This window comes from Oceanobacter mangrovi (genome assembly GCF_019740315.1).
In the GTDB taxonomy this organism is placed as follows: domain Bacteria; phylum Pseudomonadota; class Gammaproteobacteria; order Pseudomonadales; family Oceanobacteraceae; genus Oceanobacter; species Oceanobacter mangrovi.
The window spans coordinates 1-17826 of the sequence record NZ_JAHXZR010000010.1; the positions used below are offsets into that span (position 1 = coordinate 1).

A 17826-nucleotide genomic window follows, 5' to 3' on the forward strand; every position below is an offset into this window, starting at 1 on the left:
AGCTCGGTTTCTGCAGGCTTCGATTCATTGGCTAACTGCTCCTGTTTTTCCTTCCACCGGTAGAGCAAGTTGGTGGCGATACCCAGGGATTTTGCGGCCTCAGGGACGGAGTAGCCTTGCTCGGTCATGAGCGCGACGGCTTCTTCCTTAAATTCTTGTGGGTACTGCTTGTAACTGCGTTTCTGACTCATGGCTGACACCTCTGGCTGAGAAGAGTTTATCTCTTCTTGAGGTGTCCGGGTTATTCAACCAGAACATATAGATCAGCTCTGTAAAGCTGCTTTCCCTGTCCGGTAGTCGCCATCCAGGGCTGATTACCGGCAAATGGAAACCCATGATGATTCATTTGCGGGGCAATGGGCCGCAGCAGTTTGGAGAGATGCGAGGGCCATGGCCCTGATCAACCGGGAAGTCCACGAAGGCAATGTCATCACCGTGGTGTACTCACTCACACCTTTGGGTCAGTCGCTTGAACCGCTGATCGACGCTTTGTACCAGTGGAGCGAGCGCCACCTGAAAAGCGAGCAAGCTCGGTGGAATAGCACGCATTGATTTATCGCATCGCCTCTATAGCCAGTTTCACTATACATTCAGACTCTTGATCCCTCTCCGCCCCCAAAAACAGCCATAAAAAATGACGCTGCGGGATCCAACCACAGCGCCATTTTAATAAACCTGACGACTGTCAGTAATTACTGAACAACAACTCGTGCATTCATGGCTTGCAGCGGACGGTTGTTGTTGTGATGCATGGTGTGGGCAAAATGTTCGATCTGCTCTTTGGAGGCGGTGTCGTAGCCCTTCATCACAAACCAGCTTACACCTTCAGTGCATGGTGGCGTGGTCAGCGAGCCGTTGAAACGCATGTAATTGTGATCCTGTGGCAGCAGGTTAGCCGCGCTAACCACATGCTTCAGCTGTTGCTGGTCTCCTGCAATGACAGGCATCTGCGACCAGGCTTTCTCCAACTCTGGGTTGAAGTCACCAATCTTGAACATCACCGCAACCACGGCCAGGTTGCCGTCTTTATCGGCATGCACAAAGTGCGCTTCCATCGGGAAGGATTCACCTTCGATGTTGTTTTCGCTTGGAGTGTGGAAGTGGAATTGCTTCAGCTCGTATTTATGGCCATCCACTTCCAACGAGCTGCCCGGGGTATAATTCACCTGCACAGTGTGACCGTTATTAACGATCTGCTGGCCACCCTTGACGTAGTTGATTTTCAGGGCTGGCAAGTCACCCTTGACCATATGGGTCAGGTTGATAGGTGACTGGTTTTTGCCAGTCGCACAGGTATCAAATTCAGAAGACATTTCGGCCCAGTGAGATGGACCTTCTGCACCTTCGTAACCCCATTGAGCGGCCGCTGCCATGGACGAAACCAGCGAACCCAATACCACAGACAAAATTTGCTTTTTCATGTATCCCCTCCTCAGGGAACAGTTGCTCAGAAATGAAATTTGCTCGAAGGGATTGTTTTTATTTGGCGCACCGTCAGTACGGTGTCTCGAGGTGGCGGAAGATTATTCCTGTTCTGACAATTGGCAACTGGCGGATTATTGGACGGGTAAGGAGATCATTAGTTAATTTCAACACTGTTTATATTTCACATGAAAAAACAACAAGCCCGAACACTTTCGTAAAGAATGTGTAAAATAATATATTGATATAAATCAATATATTTACCGATAAATCGAAAAATCGGACACATAAAAGCCAAGAAACGCAAAGAAGCGACAAGAAGAACCTGAGAGATCCAGATGGTCAGAAAAGCATCAATTAATTCAGTGGTTTTCCAGATCCTGATAGCAATCCGGTACAAAGCGAGGCGTACAAATCGCCAGAAATACCAGATCCTCTGAGCCATTATTCAGAATCTGCTGTGGACAGTCAGGTGGAATCACCACCACATCGCCAGCCACCAGCTGACGTTGCTGATCTCCGATGGTTGCCAGCCCGCTACCCGATAAAATCAGATAGCGCTCGGTGGTATTCACCAGCGCATGCAAGCGGGTTTCAACACCCGCTTCGACGCGCGCCCTGGCGATTGAACAAGCCGCATCCGCCTCGTCGTTGAGGTATTCGAGAATATGGCAGCCTTCAACGAAGAAATATTCCTCCGTTTCCGGCTTGCGATAAAAACTGCCTTGCAGACTGGTCATATCTTGCGCCGCCTAACCCCGCGCCCGTTTGGCGCTGATAAAACCGTAAATCACAAAACACAGCGACACACTTTGCTGGATCGCCAACACGTATTTGTCCTGCAACAGCGTCAGGCTACCCATCGACAGGTTCATCAAGGCGAAAAACAGCCAGCCATTGGCATTGCCGCGCGCCATGTAATAACCTCCCATCAGGAAGCCAACCATCACCCCCACTTCCAGCCACTGCGACAACTGCCCCAGACCACCATGCTCCAGCCAGCTGTAACCGGCGCCCAACACAATCATGGTGTAAGTGAAAATCTCCACTGATCGATTCAGCCACTTGTTTTCAGACGGCCGCCCTTTCGCCACGTTAAACAAGCCCAGCAACATGGCCGGAATACCACCAGCCTCGATCGCCGCTGCAATCCAGTTATTCTTGGCCACCATAATCACCACCCAGGGTGGCACGCCGAGAATATAAATTGCCCAGCCAACAATCTTCAGCTGACGCTTGCGCACTTCATCGCGCGACTCGGCAATCGCAAACAAGGCCTTGTTACACAAATAGAACGACGCAGCCCAAATCTGCAGAAAAATATCCATAACCACCAACCAGGTTCCAACAGACGAATTTAATAAAACGAATTCAAAGATGCCGCGCAGCATCCCGAAAGCCCACCAGCAAGGCAATGTCTTTACATAAGTACAGCGCACGACTGACCAGAAAATAACCGTCAGTCACGCGATCATCGGGCAAAGCCGCCACTCGCAGGTTCCGACGTTAGTTGTCGCAGGTCAGTCCTGCGACACTGGGTCACGCGTTAGTCAGGGAACTAATTGTTAACCTCCGCGCCATTACAACAACTCGCAAAGAGCAGGACATGGCACGATCATTCAACATTCAACGACACCCGCTGACGCTGGCCATTTGTATCGCCAGCAGCATGGCCGTTCAGGCTGAAGAAACCAGCAGCATGGCCGTTCAGGCTGAAGAAACCAGCAGCGGCATCAGTGACACCATCGTCGTAACGACCAGCCAGGCTGAACAACCACTGCTGCTGATTACCGATCCCAAAGCACCGCGCCAGCCCCTGCCTGCTGCCGATGGCGCTGATCTGTTGAAGAACATTCCGGGCTTCAGCGTAGTACGCAAAGGCGGCAGTGACGGCGATCCGGTGCTGCGCGGCATGGCGGCTTCGCGACTGGGCATCATTCTGGACGGTGAACAGATTCTTGGTGGCTGTGGTATGCGCATGGATCCACCGACCGCCTACGTTTTCCCGGAAGCCTACGATCAGGTTACCGTCCTGAAAGGCCCACAATCGGTTAAATACGGCCCCGGCACCAGTGCTGGAGTGGTGCATTTCGAGCGTAAGGACCCGACATTTGATACAGCGGCTATTTCCGGTGACGCCAGCCTGCTGTACGCCAGCGCTGACCGTAACGACCAGATGGCGCATATCCTGGCGGGCAATCCAAACGCCTATCTAAAACTGAACGCTACCCGCGCCGACGCCAATAATTATGAAGATGGCAACGGCAACGAGGTCCACTCGGCCTACACCCGCTGGAGCACCGACGCCACTGTCGGCCTGACGCCCAACGACAACAGCCGCTTCGAGCTGTCCGCCGGTCGCAGTGACGGTGAAGCCCGCTACGCTGACCGCTCCATGGACGGCAGCAAGTTCGACCGCAAAAACATTGGCGGCCGCTGGGTTCAGCAATTGGCTGGCAACGACAGCAACGCCATCAGCCCACGGGCAATCGAAGCCCGGGTTTATCGCAATCGCATCGACCATGTGATGGATAACTACAGCCTGCGCAGCAATTCCGGCATGACCATGGTCAGTAATCCGGATCGCGATACCAAAGGTGCGCTGCTGTCATTAACCTCAGACACCAATCTCAGCGACCTGCCGGCAGGCGAACTGGAAGTTGGTCTCGACTGGCAATCCAACAGCCATCGGCTGCGCAGCGCCACTGGCATGATGGGCATTGCACCAGACTATGAAAGCCTGACGCGTCAGGACGACATGCGTTTTACCAGCACCGGCCTGTACGCTGAACTGAGCCAGCCAACCGGCTATTTCAGCAGCCTGCATCTGGGTCTGCGTCTGAACAAGGACTATGCCCGCGATCTGCGCAGCGGCTTTGAGACGTCTGGAGAAGACGACCGGAACACCCTCAAAAACGCTTTTGTCCGTTACGAGCAGGTCATGCGTGGCAATCACCGCTGGTATGTTGGCGTCGGCCACAGCGAACGCGCCGCCGACTATTGGGAACGCAGCAAAACCCCGGCAGCCACCAGCATGATGATGAAAGGCAGCGCCAGCAGCTTCGATCTGGCCCCGGAAGCAACCACCCAGCTCGACCTCGGCATGCTGCATACCAGCGGCAAGGCTCGTGGCAGCGTGTCAGTATTCTATGCCGTCCATAACAACTACATTCTGGTCGAACAGCTGCCAGACATCAGCAGCTACGCCAGTAACGCCCGTAATATCAGCGCTCGCAGCTGGGGCGCCGAAGCGGATGCCAGCTTCAAGCTGGCTGAACGCTGGCAAGGCACCAGCTCCGCTGCCTGGGTACACGGCCAGAACCTGACCGATCACCAGCCGCTGGGCCAGATGCCACCACTGGAAGTGAAATTTGGGCTGAACTATCAGACCGATGACTGGGAAGCTGGCGTGCTCTGGCGCGGTGTCGCAGCGCAGAATCGGGTAGCGGTCAATTCCGGCACCGTGGTTGGTCAGGACATCGGCCAAAGCCCGGCATTCCAGGTGACCTCACTACACGCCGCCTGGAAAATAACGCCTGCCTTGCGCCTCAGCAGTGGTATCGACAACCTGTTTGACCGCGCCTACGCCGAGCATATCTCACGCTCAGGTGCTGCCATCGCCGGTTACGAAACCGATACCCGAGTGAATGAACCTGGCCGTACCCTGTGGCTGAAAGGCCAATACAGCTTCTAACAAGCAGCCAAAGCGGCGGCAGGCCGAATTTCCCCTGCCTGGATCAACCCGCACAGCCACAGCTGTGGCATGCTGCGGGTTTGCAATTCAGGTTGCCGAAAGTCAGCAAACCGGAGGAAGAAAACCACCATGAACGACACAACTGCAAGCACCGAACTGCCGGTCTACGGCCAGGGCGACGCCACCTATCAGGGAGCCGGTGGTTATGAAGGACTGGAGCGACTGGTCAACCGTTTCTACGATCTGATGGACAGCTTGCCGGAGGTCGCACCGTTGCGAGCCATGCATTCGCCTGACCTGAGCGAATCCCGTATTCGTCTGACCCGCTTTCTGAGCGCATGGACCGGTGGTCCCAAGCTTTATAGCCAACACTACGGCACCATTAATATCCCGCGTGCCCACGCGCATTTGCCGGTCGACCGGGAAACCACTGAACAGTGGCTGATGTGTATGGACCGCGCTCTGGTCGAGCTGGATTATCCGGCAGACTTCCGTTATTACCTGATGGCACAACTACGGGTGCCCGCCGAACGGGTGTTACAGGTCGCCCAACACTATCAGCAGCAAGCACAGCAGTAACTCGGCTCACGGCATATAAACACCCTGATAGTAGCCATTCAACGACAGCGTGAGCGTCACGGTTTCGGTACCGTTATTTTTCCAGTACCAACCGTGATTGCCACCAAAGCCCGCTTTCAAAGCCCCTTGTGACGAGGTGGTTTGCTGCTCCCGGTAGGATATAAAGTCATCAGCCGCCGCACCCGGTTGGTCGGCATGCATATCAACGTACAGGAAACCGCTGGCCTGCCAGGCGAACAGCAACTGCTGCCCTGCCAGCATGACCACCTTCAACTCCAGTCCCTGACCAGACGCCAAACTGAGATTGAATTGCTGCTGTTGCGGTTGATCATCTGCAAACCAAACCAGGCCATTGACGGAACCCTGCCGCTTTCCCGCTTGTTCATCAGCCGCAGCGGGCGGCATGGCGGTTGTCAACGGCCGCATTTGTGTCAGCCCCAGTTGCTGGCCAATACCGGAAGGGTCGATCCCAAACTCCGCTGGCAGCACCACACCAACCAGCAGGATCATGGCAACCAGCAAGGCCGCCAGCAGCTGCTTCCAACTGGCAACAACCTGCTGCCCACCAATTGCTTGATTCACGCGCCTCTCCTGCATAACCACCAACGGATCCTCTGGCTGTTAGCCAACCAGCAGATACCCCGTCAGCTGATAGCCCATTAACAACAAACCTGCGACCAGCAAAGCCAGGTTGAGCTGCAATGCCAAGGCCGTAAAACAGCCGAGCCGCCGCAACAGATTCAACACAAACAGAATCAAGGCCAACGCCAATAACTGGCCCAACTCAACACCGAGATTAAAAAACAGCATATTGGCTATCAGGCCATCCGGCGCCAACTGGAAATCCTGCAGTTTGGTGGCCAGACCCAGCCCATGCACCAGCCCGAATAACAACACCGCCAGTCGGCTATCCGGCGTATAACGGCGCCAGACTGCGCTGAAACCGGCGATATCCATGTTATCTAACGCTTTATAGACAACCGAGAAACCAATCACGGCATCCACCAGCCAGGCACTGATATGCCAACCAGCCAACACCCCGCTCAACAGGGTAATACTGTGGCCAAGCGCAAACAGGCTGACATAGACAGCCACGTCCTTGAGGCGATAAAGGTAGAAAACCACTCCGGCCAGAAACAACAAATGGTCATACCCCGTGACCATATGTTTAGCCCCCAGATACACAAAAGGACCCGCAGCCACACCTCTGACCGACTCAAGAAAAGTGGCGTCAGCGTTGGCCACACCATGGGCAGAAGCGATACCAGCCAATCCGGCAAGCAAAAAAAACAACATCACCCAAAGGGCAATCTGATGGAGAGGCATAGATAGAACCGCGGCAGAAACAGGTCGATATGCTAGGTCGGCAAGCTGCAGGTTCCATTGTTCTTTAGATCTATTTTAACGGTCGTTCGATACAACTTTGGCGATAGGCATGTGCCGGCTGTTAATCAGGCAAAAATTGACCAACCGGTTTTCATCACCAATCGTTCCAGCGCCTGGCTGCCGAGTTTGCTGTTACCAACGTCATCCAGCCCTGGCGACCAGACTGCAATCGAAGCATGACCCGGCGCAATCGCCAGGATGCCACCACCAACACCACTCTTTCCCGGCAAGCCGACCCGGAACGCAAACTCACCTGAACCGTCGTAATGACCGCACATCAGCATCAGCGAATTGATCCGCCGTGCCCGACTGGCAGACACCACCCGCACACCCGTTACCGGATTACGGCCATCACCGGCCAGAAACAGCCCGGCCCGCGCCAGCTGCTGGCAATTCATGGCAATCGCACAATGGTGAAAATAGGTACCCAGCACATAATCCACCGGATTTTTGATGATGCCGTAAGCGGCCATAAAGTGCGCCAGGGCGCGGTTACGCTCACCGGTTTCCAGCTCGGATTTGGCCACCTTGTCATCGAAGCAGATGCTTTCGTCATCGGCGATAAACCGCACAAAGCTGAGGATTTCCGCCAGCGCTTCGCGCGGCAAGTGTTTCATCAGAATCGCATCAGAGATGGCAATGGCACCGGCATTAATAAAGGGATTACGCGGTTTGCCGTGTTCATGTTCGAGCTGGACAATGGAGTTGAAGGGATCGCCAGACGGCTCACGGCCAACCCACTTCCAGACACCATCACCGAGCTTGCCCAATGCGACGGTAAGGCTGAACACCTTGGAGATACTCTGAATCGAGAATAACTGCTGACTATGTCCGGCACTGAACAGCTGTCCATCAACCGTTGCCACGCAGATACCAAACTGCTGCGGATTCACCCCCGCCAGTTCTGGAATGTAGTCAGCCACTCGTCCTCGTTCAGTGCTGCTGCCAATGGTGGCAACAATGTCGTCCAGAATTTCCTGCACAAATCCTCCATCACAATAACCGGTAACCGCAGGCGACTGCCAAAACCGCCTTATAACAAACCCACTGGCTGCTGTAACGCTGTTCATTTAACAAATCCACGTCATCCCGGACGCGAAGCAAATTCGGGATCCATAGGGCTTTTGGAGCCTGAACCTGCGCGGCCCGAACCGTTCAGGGTGACGACCATTTGTGGTGACAAACCCTTAAGTGAACAGCATTACACTGGCTGCAGGCATGATGCTGGCCACCCGGACAACGATATCTGCGGGTTAAATATTCATGACAGCCAGGTATCGTTCAGCCAACGTGTTAGCATGGACTTCAACCCGCCATATCGAGAATGCTGATGCAAACGCTCACTACGGTCGGACAGAACATCGTCAACGACATCGCCTCCCGCTACCAACTTTCATATGATGCCGTTGTGCACATGCTGATTGCCGTCAACAACGGTGGTGGCAGCATGGCCCAGTTCAACTGTCCGGAACTCGGTGGCTCGGGCCAGTGGATGCGCGGTGGTATGACCATGGTCGGCGACATGTTTAACAACGGCCTCAAGGCCACCGTCGATAACCTCTGCAATGAATTGTCCAACGTTCTCGCCAACAATCAGATTTTTCCGCCTATTGCCACTGGCCCTGCTGGCAGTAATCAATGGTGGCCTGCAGAACTTGGCAGCCCGTTCAGCAGTGGTGCCCAGAACAACATCCGCTACGCCATCTTTCCTCAGCGCCTGGCCATTGAAAATAATGGCGATGTACAGGTTTACGATACTTTGGATCACAACATCGGCGGCGTCAGCCAGCAACAGGGCAACAATACCTCGCTGACCTTCAGCAGCCAGTACGGCACCATTGCCGTCGACAGCCTGCCACGGGTTTCAGACTCAAGCAGCAAGCCGTTCAGCCAGCCCAGCGCATCCCACACCAACTTTGCGACTCCAACAGCTGACTTTGAGCCCGCAGCCCAACCACTGCCATCAAGCAATTCGTCCGACGAGGTCATTCAGCTACTGGAACAACTGGGCAGGTTACGGGATGCCGGAGTACTGACCCCGGATGAGTTTGATCTCAAAAAACAGGAACTGCTGGCACGCCTGTAAAACGCTGTGGGAAAGTGCCATAACCAACGCCACGGACAGCGCCGAATCAGTCTGCCATTCGGCGCGCCTGCCAGAACTTGTCTTTCCAGTAGTGGTTATCAAGACGGGTAATCGCCACGCCGTCACTGGTTGAAGCGTGCAGGAACTTGCCATCCTCCAGATACATGCCGACATGGCGAACCTTGTCTGCGGTTTTGAAGAACACCAGATCTCCAGCTTTTAACTGATCTCGGCTTACCGGCTTGCCAAACTGGGACTGCAGCAGGGTTGTGCGGGGAACCCAGCTGTTGAGCTGGTCGCGATAGGTCACATACACAAAGCCGGAACAATCGACGCCTTTTTTGCTGGTACCACCGTACAAATAGTCAGTGCCACGCCAGTCATCATATTGACGGTACAAATGCTCAAGCCATTCGCCCTGACTGACGACGGCCGAATTGTGAGCCGAATCTAACGAGCGATCGTTATTGGCAAACTTCGCTTCAACCGAGGTCATACTGCTACAACCTGCCAGCAACATCACCAACAGGCTGCTGCCAACCACAACACCATTTCTTGTCCGGGACATACCTACTCCAGATAGCTGGCAACAGTGGCCATATTGATAGCTTTCTTGTTATCCAGACCCCAGTTTAGAGCAAGCAGCCGGGTTATTAGAATGCCGGAGTTGTAAAAGCGTGATAGTCTCAGCGGCCAGATATTAGACAGTGTGTTGGATTTACCGCGATCCAACGCTTCCATACTCTGGTCCGGATACCGGCAAACAGGAAGCCGCAATGAACCTCAAGCCACGTTTTCTGCTTCTCACCGCCGTACTGATGCTACTGTCGGCGCTGGCAATCTGGTGGTTCAGCCAGAAAGTGGCTTTGGATGTGTTGCAGCAGTCAGCCTTGCGGCACTTTGAAACCCAGGTAAAACTGGAAAAAGAACGCTCCCTTCAGCCCATCATTCGTGAAGTCGCACTGGCCCGACAGCTGGCCGAATCACCGACCCTGCGCAACTGGGCCAATGACGAAAGTGATCCGCAGAAGCGACAACTGGCACTCGCCGAGCTGGAGTCCTATCGCAACAATTTTTCTGACCACAGTTATTTTGCAGCCCTGCTCAAATCCGGCAACTACTACCACAACAATGCCAGCGATGAATTTGCCAACGCCCAATATCGCTACACCTTACGAGCCGATAATCCGGACGATCGCTGGTTCTACAGTATTATTGATCAACGCCGCGATATTCATCTTAACGTTAACCCGGATATCCCGCTCAAGGTCACCAAACTCTGGATCGATGTCTTGCTGCGCGACGGCGATAACATCCTTGGTGTCGTCGGTACCGGACTGGATCTGACAACTTTTATCCAGCAGTTCACCACGACCCCGGAACCCGGCGTCAACAATCTGTTTTTTGACCATGAAGGCGCCATCCAGATATCAGAAGACCTGTCCCAGATCGACTTTGCCAGCATCACCAAGGATGCCAGCGACCACAAAACCATATGGCGTCAGCTCGACGACGACAACCAGCGCAACAAGCTCAAGCAGGCAATGGAAAACGCTCGATCACAGCCTGATCAGGTTGTCAGCATGAATCTGGTTCGTCATGGCAGTAAACACATGGCCGGCGTCATCTACCTGCCAGAAGTCGACTGGTATGTGATGACCTTGCTGGATCTCAACACCCTGCTGCCACTCAGTACCTTCAATGAACTTTTCCTGCTGACTGGCACCATTATTTTCGCCGCCCTGCTGCTGTTTAACCTGGCGCTCAACCGCTACGTACTCAAACCCTTGCGGAAGCTGGAAAACGGTATCGCCCGCTTACACGACAGTAAGCCAGTTGAAACAACCATCCCTGGCCATATTCACGGCGATTTTGGTCGTATCCTGGGCCACTTCAGTGAGATGGCGGCAGAAGTGCTGCAGTCACGCGAACGACTGGAGTTACGGGTGCGGCAACGCACCGAAGAACTGGAACAAATGACCTATACCGATCCGGTGACAGGACTGCTGAATCGGCACGGCATGATGGAACAACTAATGCGCCAAATGGACAAGCTACACACAGCGACAGACAGTTTTGGCATTGTCTGGCTCGATCTGGATCTGTTCAAAAATATCAATGATGAATTTGGTCATGCTGCGGGTGACCTTGCCTTGAAAGCAACGGCCCAGGTGATTCGTGAGCATATTCGACCAGATGACTTTGCCTGCCGCTGGGGTGGTGATGAGTTCCTGTTGCTGGTAAACACCGACCAGCAATTCCTGCTTGATCAGCTCGGCCGCCGACTGTGTGGCGCGGTACAAAAACAGGAAGTACGAACAGAACAGAACGCCGTGATTTCGCTGACCATCAGTGCTGGTAGCTGTCTGGCGCAGCCCGACCAGCTGTTGAACGACGTGCTGGCGACAGCGGATCAGGCGCTTTATGAAGCCAAGGCCAGCGGCCGCAACCGTTATTGTCCAGGCCTGATGGTGGAGCACAGCCAGTGAAGGGCTGACTCAGCCCTCCAGCCAGGAAATCGCGGCAGCCTTGTCTGCCCGATTGAACCCCTTGATCTCAAGCCCTGGAAACAGTTTGCCTTCCAGTTCACTGATGGTTTTTAACCAGCTCTCGTCAGACAGTACTGCAGCACGTTCAAAGTGTTTGACCACTGCCAGCAACTCAGACATCCGGGAAAACTTCAGCCAGAAGGCATCAAAGCTGGGCAAATGGAATTCGACGATATCAAACAGCAACTGGCCATGCTCAATATCCGCTGACAAGGCCACATACTGATCAAGCGCTTGCTCCATCGTTGCCTTGTCCAGCTTGCCAGACATCACCATATCCAGCCGTTTATCGCCCACTTTTGCAATTTCAAACATCAGACGCCCCCTCAGCAGCTGTCGGCAATCATCGTCGATGAAACGACAGGCTATAGAGTTCCCGGGTACGCACCGCCATCAATCAGCAGATTCTGGCCAGTAATATAACCCGCCTGAACGGAACACAAAAAAGCACAGCTTGCTCCCAGCTCCTCAGGCTCCCCGAAGCGCTGAGCCGGGATTCCGGCCCGCCGTTGATTGGCAATATCGTCAACCGTCGAACCCGATTTCACAGCCAGACCATTCAGCGTATTGCGCAAACGGTCGGTATAGAAAGAGCCCGGCAACAGGTTGTTCACCGTGACTCCATGAGCAATCACATCACGTGCCAGACCCGCAACAAAACCGGTCAAACCTGCACGTGCGCCATTAGATAACCCCAGAATATTGATTGGCGCTTTCACGGCTGACGAAGTGATATTAATAATGCGTCCCCAACCACGTTCTGACATGCCGTCCACTACCTGGCGAATCAGTTCGATTGGCGTAATCATGTTGGCTTCGACAGCAGCCAGCCATTCATCACGGCCCCAGTCACGAAAGTTGCCCGGTGGTGGTCCACCAGCATTATTTACCAGAATGTCAGGATTCGGCATCGCAGCCAGCACAGCAGCCCGGCCAGCCTCAGTCGTGATGTCGACAGCCACAGCGACACAGCTAACACCATATGCTGCCTGAATTTCCTCCGCTGCTCGCTGCAGCTCGCTTTCGGTACGGGCGTTTATTACCAGATCAACGCCTTCAGCGGCCAGTGCATTGGCACAAGCGCGGCCAAGGCCTTTTGATGCGGCACAAACAATTGCTTTTTTACCTCGAAGTCCCAAGTCCATTGATTCAACCTCTTACTATATCCAATGCCTCAAGACTAACAGCCGCAGCCCTGCCGGCAAAACAGTCAGAACAATAAGAGAAGGCCGAATTCAGCAATCAGTGCGATAGATAATTGCACGTCCATGACGGGCTTCCAGCCCTTGTCGCGTGGCTTTGGGAAGGGTCTTGACCACCAGCGCATAGGAGTTGTCGATCATGCGTTCGATTTCACCCTGAGGCAGAGAACCATCCAGCACCACGGTATTCCAGTGCTTTTTATTCATGTGATAGCCCGGCTGTACTGCCGCAAACACATCCCGCAGTTCAATAGCTTCTTGAGGGTCGCATTTGAGATTAACGCAATCCTGGCCATGGCGGTGCATCAACAGGGCAAACATCTTGCCAGCGATTTTGAAAACCCGCGCATCAGGGCCAAAGGGATAATCTTCAACCGCTTCGGGCCTGGCAGCCAGGTACATAACAACCGCAGATTCAGACACAAGGTTCACCCGCTCAGGATTGATAAATGCCAGCAAGACAATAACAGGCAGCTGTCCGCCTTTCAGGCAGACAACCACTATGCCCATCAAAACATATCCATGCCACCACAGGTTTTGACAATATCGTCAACCGTATCGTCGTCGACAACCACGTTGGCATCCCCATTGAGGATACGCTTACGAATTTTCGCCAGCACTTTCTCAATATCTCCCCGCGAGTAGGTGCCATCGTCGGCAGCAGCCTGCAACAGGTCCATTAATTGTTGCAGAGTCATACCCCGCAGGTCAGCACGGTGAATTCTTGGCATAACAAACTCCTGGTTGGAAAAAAGGGCAGCTCACCGACATTGGTCGGTAGCTGCAGAGGATTGACGTCAACACATCAGTTGGTTTGCCAGCCGACGTTGAGTGACAAATGGGTAATTTCTTCAATTTGCTTGCGCCCAATGGTCACAAAAACGCTCAGCTGGGACAGAAAAGACGGGTTTATTTCACGGTATTGGATGCTTTTCCCAAGCACCTCCGAGGAAACCGTTGCGAACAGATCATCCAGATTACCGCCACTGTCAGCCTTGAATTCCCCTGTCCACTCACCGTTGCCATCCTGGGAAAACTCGTTGGCAGTGAAGCCAAACCGCAGTGGTTTTTCAGATTTGGCCAGCCGGAACATGACGTACTGCTGGCCATCCCACAGCACCATTTCCCGACCGAACTCAAACACCAGTCGCATCGGCCCTGGAACTTCGGACGCCCTGAATTTGAGGTTGGTGCGGCCAAACTCGAGGCCTGTGATCTTGAGCAGTGGGTTGTTGGTAAAGAAAGTCTTGCGCTCATTCAAATCGGGTAACAAATTCAGCACCCGACCAAGATCAAGTCCCTGTTCATCCGCCAGTAACTGGCGTTGCCCGGCACTGATTTCAAAGCGCAGCGTGTTGCCACGGGATACGCCCGTTTGCTGACGGCGTTGCAGCAGCTTGCTGGCCAGGTTGGCAAGGGTATTACGGAGGGCATCATTACCGATGTCGTCGAGCTTATCGTTAGGCATGTCAACCAGACTGGTCAGCCCCTGCAAGGCCGCCGACTGATTCTCTGCCCGGCGTCCCTCAGTAACGGCAGAACGGCTTTCCCGTACCCACTTGTCGAGCCTCTCAATAAAGCCATTCAAACCAGCAACGTCACTGCCAACGGTATCGCAGTATTCGTACATGTAGGCCTTGCGGAACAGGTAGAGATAATAATCCATACGTTGACGGGCCTGGCGCTGCATGGCGACCAGTGAGGTCTTTAACGCAGCATCCACACCTCGGGCAAATGAAAGCCGGTTACGACCGATATCAATGCTTGACTGAATCAGGCTGGCAAAGTCAGCCGTCAAGGTGGTTACGCCCTGATTACAGGCCATCAGCTCACTCAAGGCTTGGCTGAGATCATCACTGGCTGCTTCAACCAGACCCTGCAACTCGGTATAGCGTTCACCATATTTGCCCTTCAGCAAACTGGCTTTGGCTTGCTGTACCTCATCACTATCGGCTTCAGGCATGGTTACCGCAGAGCTGATCGAGGTGGCGATGGTCGCTGCGCCTTCGGCCAGCCGCTGGGCACCTTCCAGCACTTTGCCCGCTGTATTCGCTGCACGCTTGATTTTGTTTTTGGCTTCCGTTTTTTCGAAATCAGGCAACAGCTTGTCAAGCTCGGCCTGTTGCTTTTCCAGTTTGCTACGACGCTCTGCCAATTGCTGACGGGGTTGTTCCAGTTCAGCGCGCCGACTGGCATTGCTGGCAATCTGCTGCTCCAGATCACGGGCTTCATTCTGGGAGCTTGCCAGCAGGGTATACAACTTGGCACGCGCCACCAGCAACCGCTGCTTGCCCCGCTGCGCCGCCTCATCTGCGGCTCCCGATCCTGCCGCAGACGCCAGACCATCCAGGGTTTGATTGAGTGTTTTAAGTTCCTGCAATAACTGCTCTCGGTTGGCTGCATGACGGCTTTGTTCCTGTGCCAACTCCTCACCCGTATCCAGCAGGGCAGCCAACAGCTGGCTACGCTCAAGTTCACCGTCGGCCTTGATCACGGCATCATCATGTTCCTTCTGACCTTCTTTCAATGCCACCCGCAACTGATCAACCTGGGTTTTCAGATCCGTGGCATCCGGGTCGAGTTTGTCCTTGTAACGCGACCGTTGCTTGTCATCGAGCTGACTTTTGAACGTATCAGCGTTGTCTTCCAGAACGCCAGCAACAGATGAGCTGATTCTGGCTGTTGCATCCCAGGCGTTAAGAGGCTTCTCATCGTCTGGGTGGACAACATCGACGACCACGCTGCCGACACTTTCAACAATACCCCCGACTGCTGCCAGTGCTGGTTGATAAACCGGGATGGCCTTCAGCACGGCTCCGGAAATATCGAACACGGCTTTCAGCACGGCCTTGTCGTGAACGTTAATTGCTGCCGCCAGTTCCGCGTCGCTTTCCAGCGCTGACAGCTGCTGCTGAAGTTTTGAAAGGGTAGCATTCGCCGTATCCAGCTGATCCCGGGCATGTTCGTAACGTGTAAAGGCCTCAAACAGCTCTTCACGCAACTGATCAATAGCAGCTTCGGTATTATTGGCCAGGTCTGCCAGCATGGCATTGGCTTGCTCCAGCCCTTCCATCAGGCGCACCGCCTGCTCCATTACCCCGACAAAACGGTAGCTGAAGCGCCTGTCAGCGAGGTAGGTACGCAGGTAGTCACTGGCACTGAAGCGAGGAATCCAGCCAGGTGGATTGCCATAAAGATCAAGGTTGGCCTGATAGTTCTGCACCAGATTATCAATTGCCTGCAGGCTGCTACGGGCATCCGTAGCCATTTCTGAACGCGGCAATTCTCGCGTGATCAGCCAGTAAGGGGAGATAATTTCCCAGGCCTGCTGGCGCTGCCCTGCCGCATAATATTCACGGGCGTAGTCAGCCATGGTACGCAGCAGCCGTGGTTCCAGCCACAGCTTGTCAGCAAGCTGTTGCAGGCTGCCATCTTCCCCTTTACCTTTGGCGCGGCCCTGCTGATCCTTGCCAGGCTTGGTGCTGCCAGGCAGGCGGCCGGTCGAGAAGGAAAGCAGCGGCTGAAATCCATTGGTTCCTTCAGGAGTAAAGGCCTGCTGCATGAACTGCTTGAAGCCAATGGCAGCACAGATGTAGTGCTGTGGCGTTCCAGCTGCCCCTCCCGCTACCGCGTCAGACAAGGGTGACGCCCCACCTTCAAGCGAATACCAGGCGCTGCCATTGGCAGAGCAGGTCAGGGAAATATTGCCAGCACGTCCGCCTCTGCCGGTAAAACCAGAAGGAAAGGCATCTTCACCATCAGACGGAGACCAGGGGTTTTCCAACTTGCTGGTCTTTTTCCAGGCATTCTCGAATCCAGCCGTGTTGGCAATATTCTGCATTGCTGATGAGCGTTTCTTGGAGGGAACTGGAACTTCGTTGTACATCAGCTGCAGGCCTTTCTGAAACGCCAGACCAACCCGCACATCAACAATGGAATAATGGCTATAATCGATAATCTGGTTTTTTCTAACATCAATACCATCGTGTTTCAGCCAGCTCCAGAGCGAATCAAAGTCCCTGGCCTGGTCTGCCACTTCACCAACCCGCCAATGTTTCAGGTCATTCAAATCTCCGGTCGAATTGGCCTTATCGGTAAAAATACTTTTAACCTGATCGCTACTGATCACTTCTACATCTTTGCCCGCCGGACCATTCTGACGAGGCTTGAACGGCAGCAGTCCCCCCCGTTCCCCGACTTGCCCTGCCCCACCATCGGTAACAATACGAACCTTGCTGGCATCACCAACATCCAGCTCAGCTACATAAAGATAAACATCGCCACCGTTTTCGCCATCCAGGCCGTTCGCTGCTTCAATCCGGTTATTATTGAGCGGCCGACCATCAGAATCCCGGGTCTCGGAAAAGGCAGCGCCAGCATAGGCTTCAGGTGTAGTTATGATTTTTCCTTCGCCACGAAACAATAGTCGGCGAGCATAGATTTCGACCTGCGCCCCTTTCCATTGCAACACCTGCTCAATACGAATCTCGTCCGCTATCAGTACGATACGGGTAACATCGCGACTGAGGCGTAATGCTTCCAATACGGGCACCGAGGCATTCCAGTCAAGGCGGGTCCCTATCACAGTTAATTCCCGGGTTACCGGGTTTAGTAAGGTATTAAACTGCCCCGACATAAAGCGTTGACGTTCGGATACCTGTACACGACTACCACTCTTGACCACAGACTGTTCCTCCAGCACCGTCATGCCAGAGTGATTAATACCTGTCAGTTCAACGAGATTATCCATCGTTATATCCATCCTTATCGAATTCTCCCCAAGCCCGTAAAACCGCTTTTAACGCTTCAAGCCATGACGGCATTTGGAGAGCTGTAATCCGGGAATGATTTCTATCGGCTGCTCACAGAAAGAGTTGCCAACAGCAAAATCAGTTTTGCCATTTGGAA

The 17826-nt window shown here is 53.8% G+C and carries 18 protein-coding genes; 5 read left to right on the top strand and 13 right to left on the bottom strand.

The window, feature by feature from the left end; translation table 11 throughout:
• Positions 1-191: transposase (locus K6123_RS17980; RefSeq protein ID WP_221800328.1), on the bottom strand; the 191-nt coding region annotated here is incomplete at its 3' end.
• A 199-nt stretch (positions 192-390) separates the two neighbouring features.
• Here K6123_RS17980 and K6123_RS17985 point away from each other — a divergent pair.
• Positions 391-552 (top strand): winged helix-turn-helix transcriptional regulator, encoded by a 162-nt coding sequence (locus K6123_RS17985; protein WP_221800330.1) that lies wholly within the window; start codon positions 391-393, stop codon positions 550-552.
• A 140-nt stretch (positions 553-692) separates the two neighbouring features.
• On the opposite strand, the gene K6123_RS17990 is transcribed toward K6123_RS17985, so the two are convergent.
• The 3 genes from K6123_RS17990 to K6123_RS18000 all read right to left on the bottom strand — a co-directional run bounded on the left by K6123_RS17990 (position 693) and on the right by K6123_RS18000 (position 2750).
• The gene (locus K6123_RS17990) at positions 693-1421 is read right to left on the bottom strand and encodes a carbonic anhydrase (protein ID WP_221800332.1); all 729 of its coding nucleotides are present in this window, start codon (positions 1419-1421) and stop codon (positions 693-695) included.
• A gap of 363 nt (positions 1422-1784) precedes the next feature.
• Entirely contained in the window at positions 1785-2162 is a 378-nt protein-coding gene (locus K6123_RS17995; protein WP_221800333.1) for a cupin domain-containing protein, read from the bottom strand.
• 12 nt (positions 2163-2174) lie between these two features.
• The gene (locus tag K6123_RS18000; RefSeq protein WP_246624891.1) at positions 2175-2750 is read right to left on the bottom strand and encodes a nicotinamide mononucleotide transporter; all 576 of its coding nucleotides are present in this window, start codon (positions 2748-2750) and stop codon (positions 2175-2177) included.
• Positions 2751-3028: 278 nt separating this feature from the next.
• Here K6123_RS18000 and K6123_RS18005 point away from each other — a divergent pair, with 278 nt between their 5' ends.
• Positions 3029-5116, top strand: a complete 2088-nt coding sequence (locus K6123_RS18005; protein WP_221800336.1) for a TonB-dependent copper receptor — start codon at positions 3029-3031, stop codon at positions 5114-5116.
• Positions 5117-5245: 129 nt separating this feature from the next.
• A complete protein-coding gene (locus tag K6123_RS18010; RefSeq protein ID WP_221800338.1) occupies positions 5246-5695 on the top strand; it encodes a group II truncated hemoglobin in 450 nt (149 codons plus the stop codon).
• A 6-nt stretch (positions 5696-5701) separates the two neighbouring features.
• Here the strand turns inward: K6123_RS18010 and K6123_RS18015 are convergent, their stop codons facing one another.
• The 3 genes from K6123_RS18015 to K6123_RS18025 all read right to left on the bottom strand — a co-directional run bounded on the left by K6123_RS18015 (position 5702) and on the right by K6123_RS18025 (position 8064).
• Positions 5702-6277 (bottom strand): hypothetical protein, encoded by a 576-nt coding sequence (locus tag K6123_RS18015; RefSeq protein WP_221800340.1) that lies wholly within the window; start codon positions 6275-6277, stop codon positions 5702-5704.
• A 39-nt stretch (positions 6278-6316) separates the two neighbouring features.
• Positions 6317-7021: a HupE/UreJ family protein gene (locus K6123_RS18020; protein ID WP_221800342.1), complete on the bottom strand. Its 705-nt coding sequence runs from the start codon at positions 7019-7021 to the stop codon at positions 6317-6319.
• Between the two features lie 125 nt (positions 7022-7146).
• Positions 7147-8064, bottom strand: coding sequence for a glutaminase (locus K6123_RS18025; protein ID WP_221800344.1), 918 nt, complete (start codon positions 8062-8064; stop codon positions 7147-7149).
• Between the two features lie 347 nt (positions 8065-8411).
• On the opposite strand from K6123_RS18025, the gene K6123_RS18030 reads away from it, so the two are divergent.
• Positions 8412-9167 carry an SHOCT domain-containing protein gene (locus tag K6123_RS18030; RefSeq protein ID WP_221800346.1) on the top strand — a complete coding sequence of 252 codons (756 nt, stop codon included), beginning with the start codon at positions 8412-8414 and terminating at the stop codon, positions 9165-9167.
• 46 nt (positions 9168-9213) lie between these two features.
• Here K6123_RS18030 and K6123_RS18035 read toward each other — a convergent pair whose 3' ends face one another.
• A complete protein-coding gene (locus K6123_RS18035) occupies positions 9214-9735 on the bottom strand; it encodes a C40 family peptidase (RefSeq protein WP_246624892.1) in 522 nt (173 codons plus the stop codon).
• A 208-nt stretch (positions 9736-9943) separates the two neighbouring features.
• On the opposite strand from K6123_RS18035, the gene K6123_RS18040 reads away from it, so the two are divergent.
• Positions 9944-11656: a GGDEF domain-containing protein gene (locus K6123_RS18040; RefSeq protein WP_221800348.1), complete on the top strand. Its 1713-nt coding sequence runs from the start codon at positions 9944-9946 to the stop codon at positions 11654-11656.
• Between the two features lie 9 nt (positions 11657-11665).
• On the opposite strand, the gene K6123_RS18045 is transcribed toward K6123_RS18040, so the two are convergent.
• The 5 genes from K6123_RS18045 to K6123_RS18065 all read right to left on the bottom strand — a co-directional run bounded on the left by K6123_RS18045 (position 11666) and on the right by K6123_RS18065 (position 17668).
• Positions 11666-12031 (bottom strand): SpoIIAA family protein, encoded by a 366-nt coding sequence (locus K6123_RS18045; RefSeq protein ID WP_221800350.1) that lies wholly within the window; start codon positions 12029-12031, stop codon positions 11666-11668.
• A 50-nt stretch (positions 12032-12081) separates the two neighbouring features.
• Positions 12082-12861 (bottom strand): SDR family oxidoreductase, encoded by a 780-nt coding sequence (locus K6123_RS18050; protein ID WP_221800352.1) that lies wholly within the window; start codon positions 12859-12861, stop codon positions 12082-12084.
• 90 nt (positions 12862-12951) lie between these two features.
• A complete protein-coding gene (locus K6123_RS18055) occupies positions 12952-13320 on the bottom strand; it encodes an MmcQ/YjbR family DNA-binding protein (protein WP_221800682.1) in 369 nt (122 codons plus the stop codon).
• 107 nt (positions 13321-13427) lie between these two features.
• Positions 13428-13649 carry a hypothetical protein gene (locus tag K6123_RS18060; protein WP_221800354.1) on the bottom strand — a complete coding sequence of 74 codons (222 nt, stop codon included), beginning with the start codon at positions 13647-13649 and terminating at the stop codon, positions 13428-13430.
• Positions 13650-13723: 74 nt separating this feature from the next.
• Positions 13724-17668 (bottom strand): ATP-binding protein, encoded by a 3945-nt coding sequence (locus K6123_RS18065; protein ID WP_221800356.1) that lies wholly within the window; start codon positions 17666-17668, stop codon positions 13724-13726.
• Positions 17669-17826 lie beyond the last annotated feature (158 nt).

Bases quoted from the DNA above. Each gene is read 5' to 3' on its own strand.
- K6123_RS18000 (WP_246624891.1), bottom strand. From the start codon at position 2,750: ATGGATATTTTTCTGCAGATTTGGGCTGCGTCGTTCTATTTGTGTAAC.
- K6123_RS18035 (WP_246624892.1), bottom strand. From the start codon at position 9,735: ATGTCCCGGACAAGAAATGGTGTTGTGGTTGGCAGCAGCCTGTTGGTG.
- K6123_RS18055 (WP_221800682.1), bottom strand. From the start codon at position 13,320: ATGTACCTGGCTGCCAGGCCCGAAGCGGTTGAAGATTATCCCTTTGGC.
- K6123_RS17995 (WP_221800333.1), bottom strand. From the start codon at position 2,162: ATGACCAGTCTGCAAGGCAGTTTTTATCGCAAGCCGGAAACGGAGGAA.
- K6123_RS18065 (WP_221800356.1), bottom strand. From the start codon at position 17,668: ATGGATAATCTCGTTGAACTGACAGGTATTAATCACTCTGGCATGACG.
- K6123_RS18030 (WP_221800346.1), top strand. From the start codon at position 8,412: ATGCAAACGCTCACTACGGTCGGACAGAACATCGTCAACGACATCGCC.
- K6123_RS18060 (WP_221800354.1), bottom strand. From the start codon at position 13,649: ATGCCAAGAATTCACCGTGCTGACCTGCGGGGTATGACTCTGCAACAA.
- K6123_RS18020 (WP_221800342.1), bottom strand. From the start codon at position 7,021: ATGCCTCTCCATCAGATTGCCCTTTGGGTGATGTTGTTTTTTTTGCTT.
- K6123_RS18050 (WP_221800352.1), bottom strand. From the start codon at position 12,861: ATGGACTTGGGACTTCGAGGTAAAAAAGCAATTGTTTGTGCCGCATCA.
- K6123_RS17990 (WP_221800332.1), bottom strand. From the start codon at position 1,421: ATGAAAAAGCAAATTTTGTCTGTGGTATTGGGTTCGCTGGTTTCGTCC.
- K6123_RS18010 (WP_221800338.1), top strand. From the start codon at position 5,246: ATGAACGACACAACTGCAAGCACCGAACTGCCGGTCTACGGCCAGGGC.
- K6123_RS18005 (WP_221800336.1), top strand. From the start codon at position 3,029: ATGGCACGATCATTCAACATTCAACGACACCCGCTGACGCTGGCCATT.
- K6123_RS18045 (WP_221800350.1), bottom strand. From the start codon at position 12,031: ATGTTTGAAATTGCAAAAGTGGGCGATAAACGGCTGGATATGGTGATG.
- K6123_RS17985 (WP_221800330.1), top strand. From the start codon at position 391: ATGGCCCTGATCAACCGGGAAGTCCACGAAGGCAATGTCATCACCGTG.
- K6123_RS18040 (WP_221800348.1), top strand. From the start codon at position 9,944: ATGAACCTCAAGCCACGTTTTCTGCTTCTCACCGCCGTACTGATGCTA.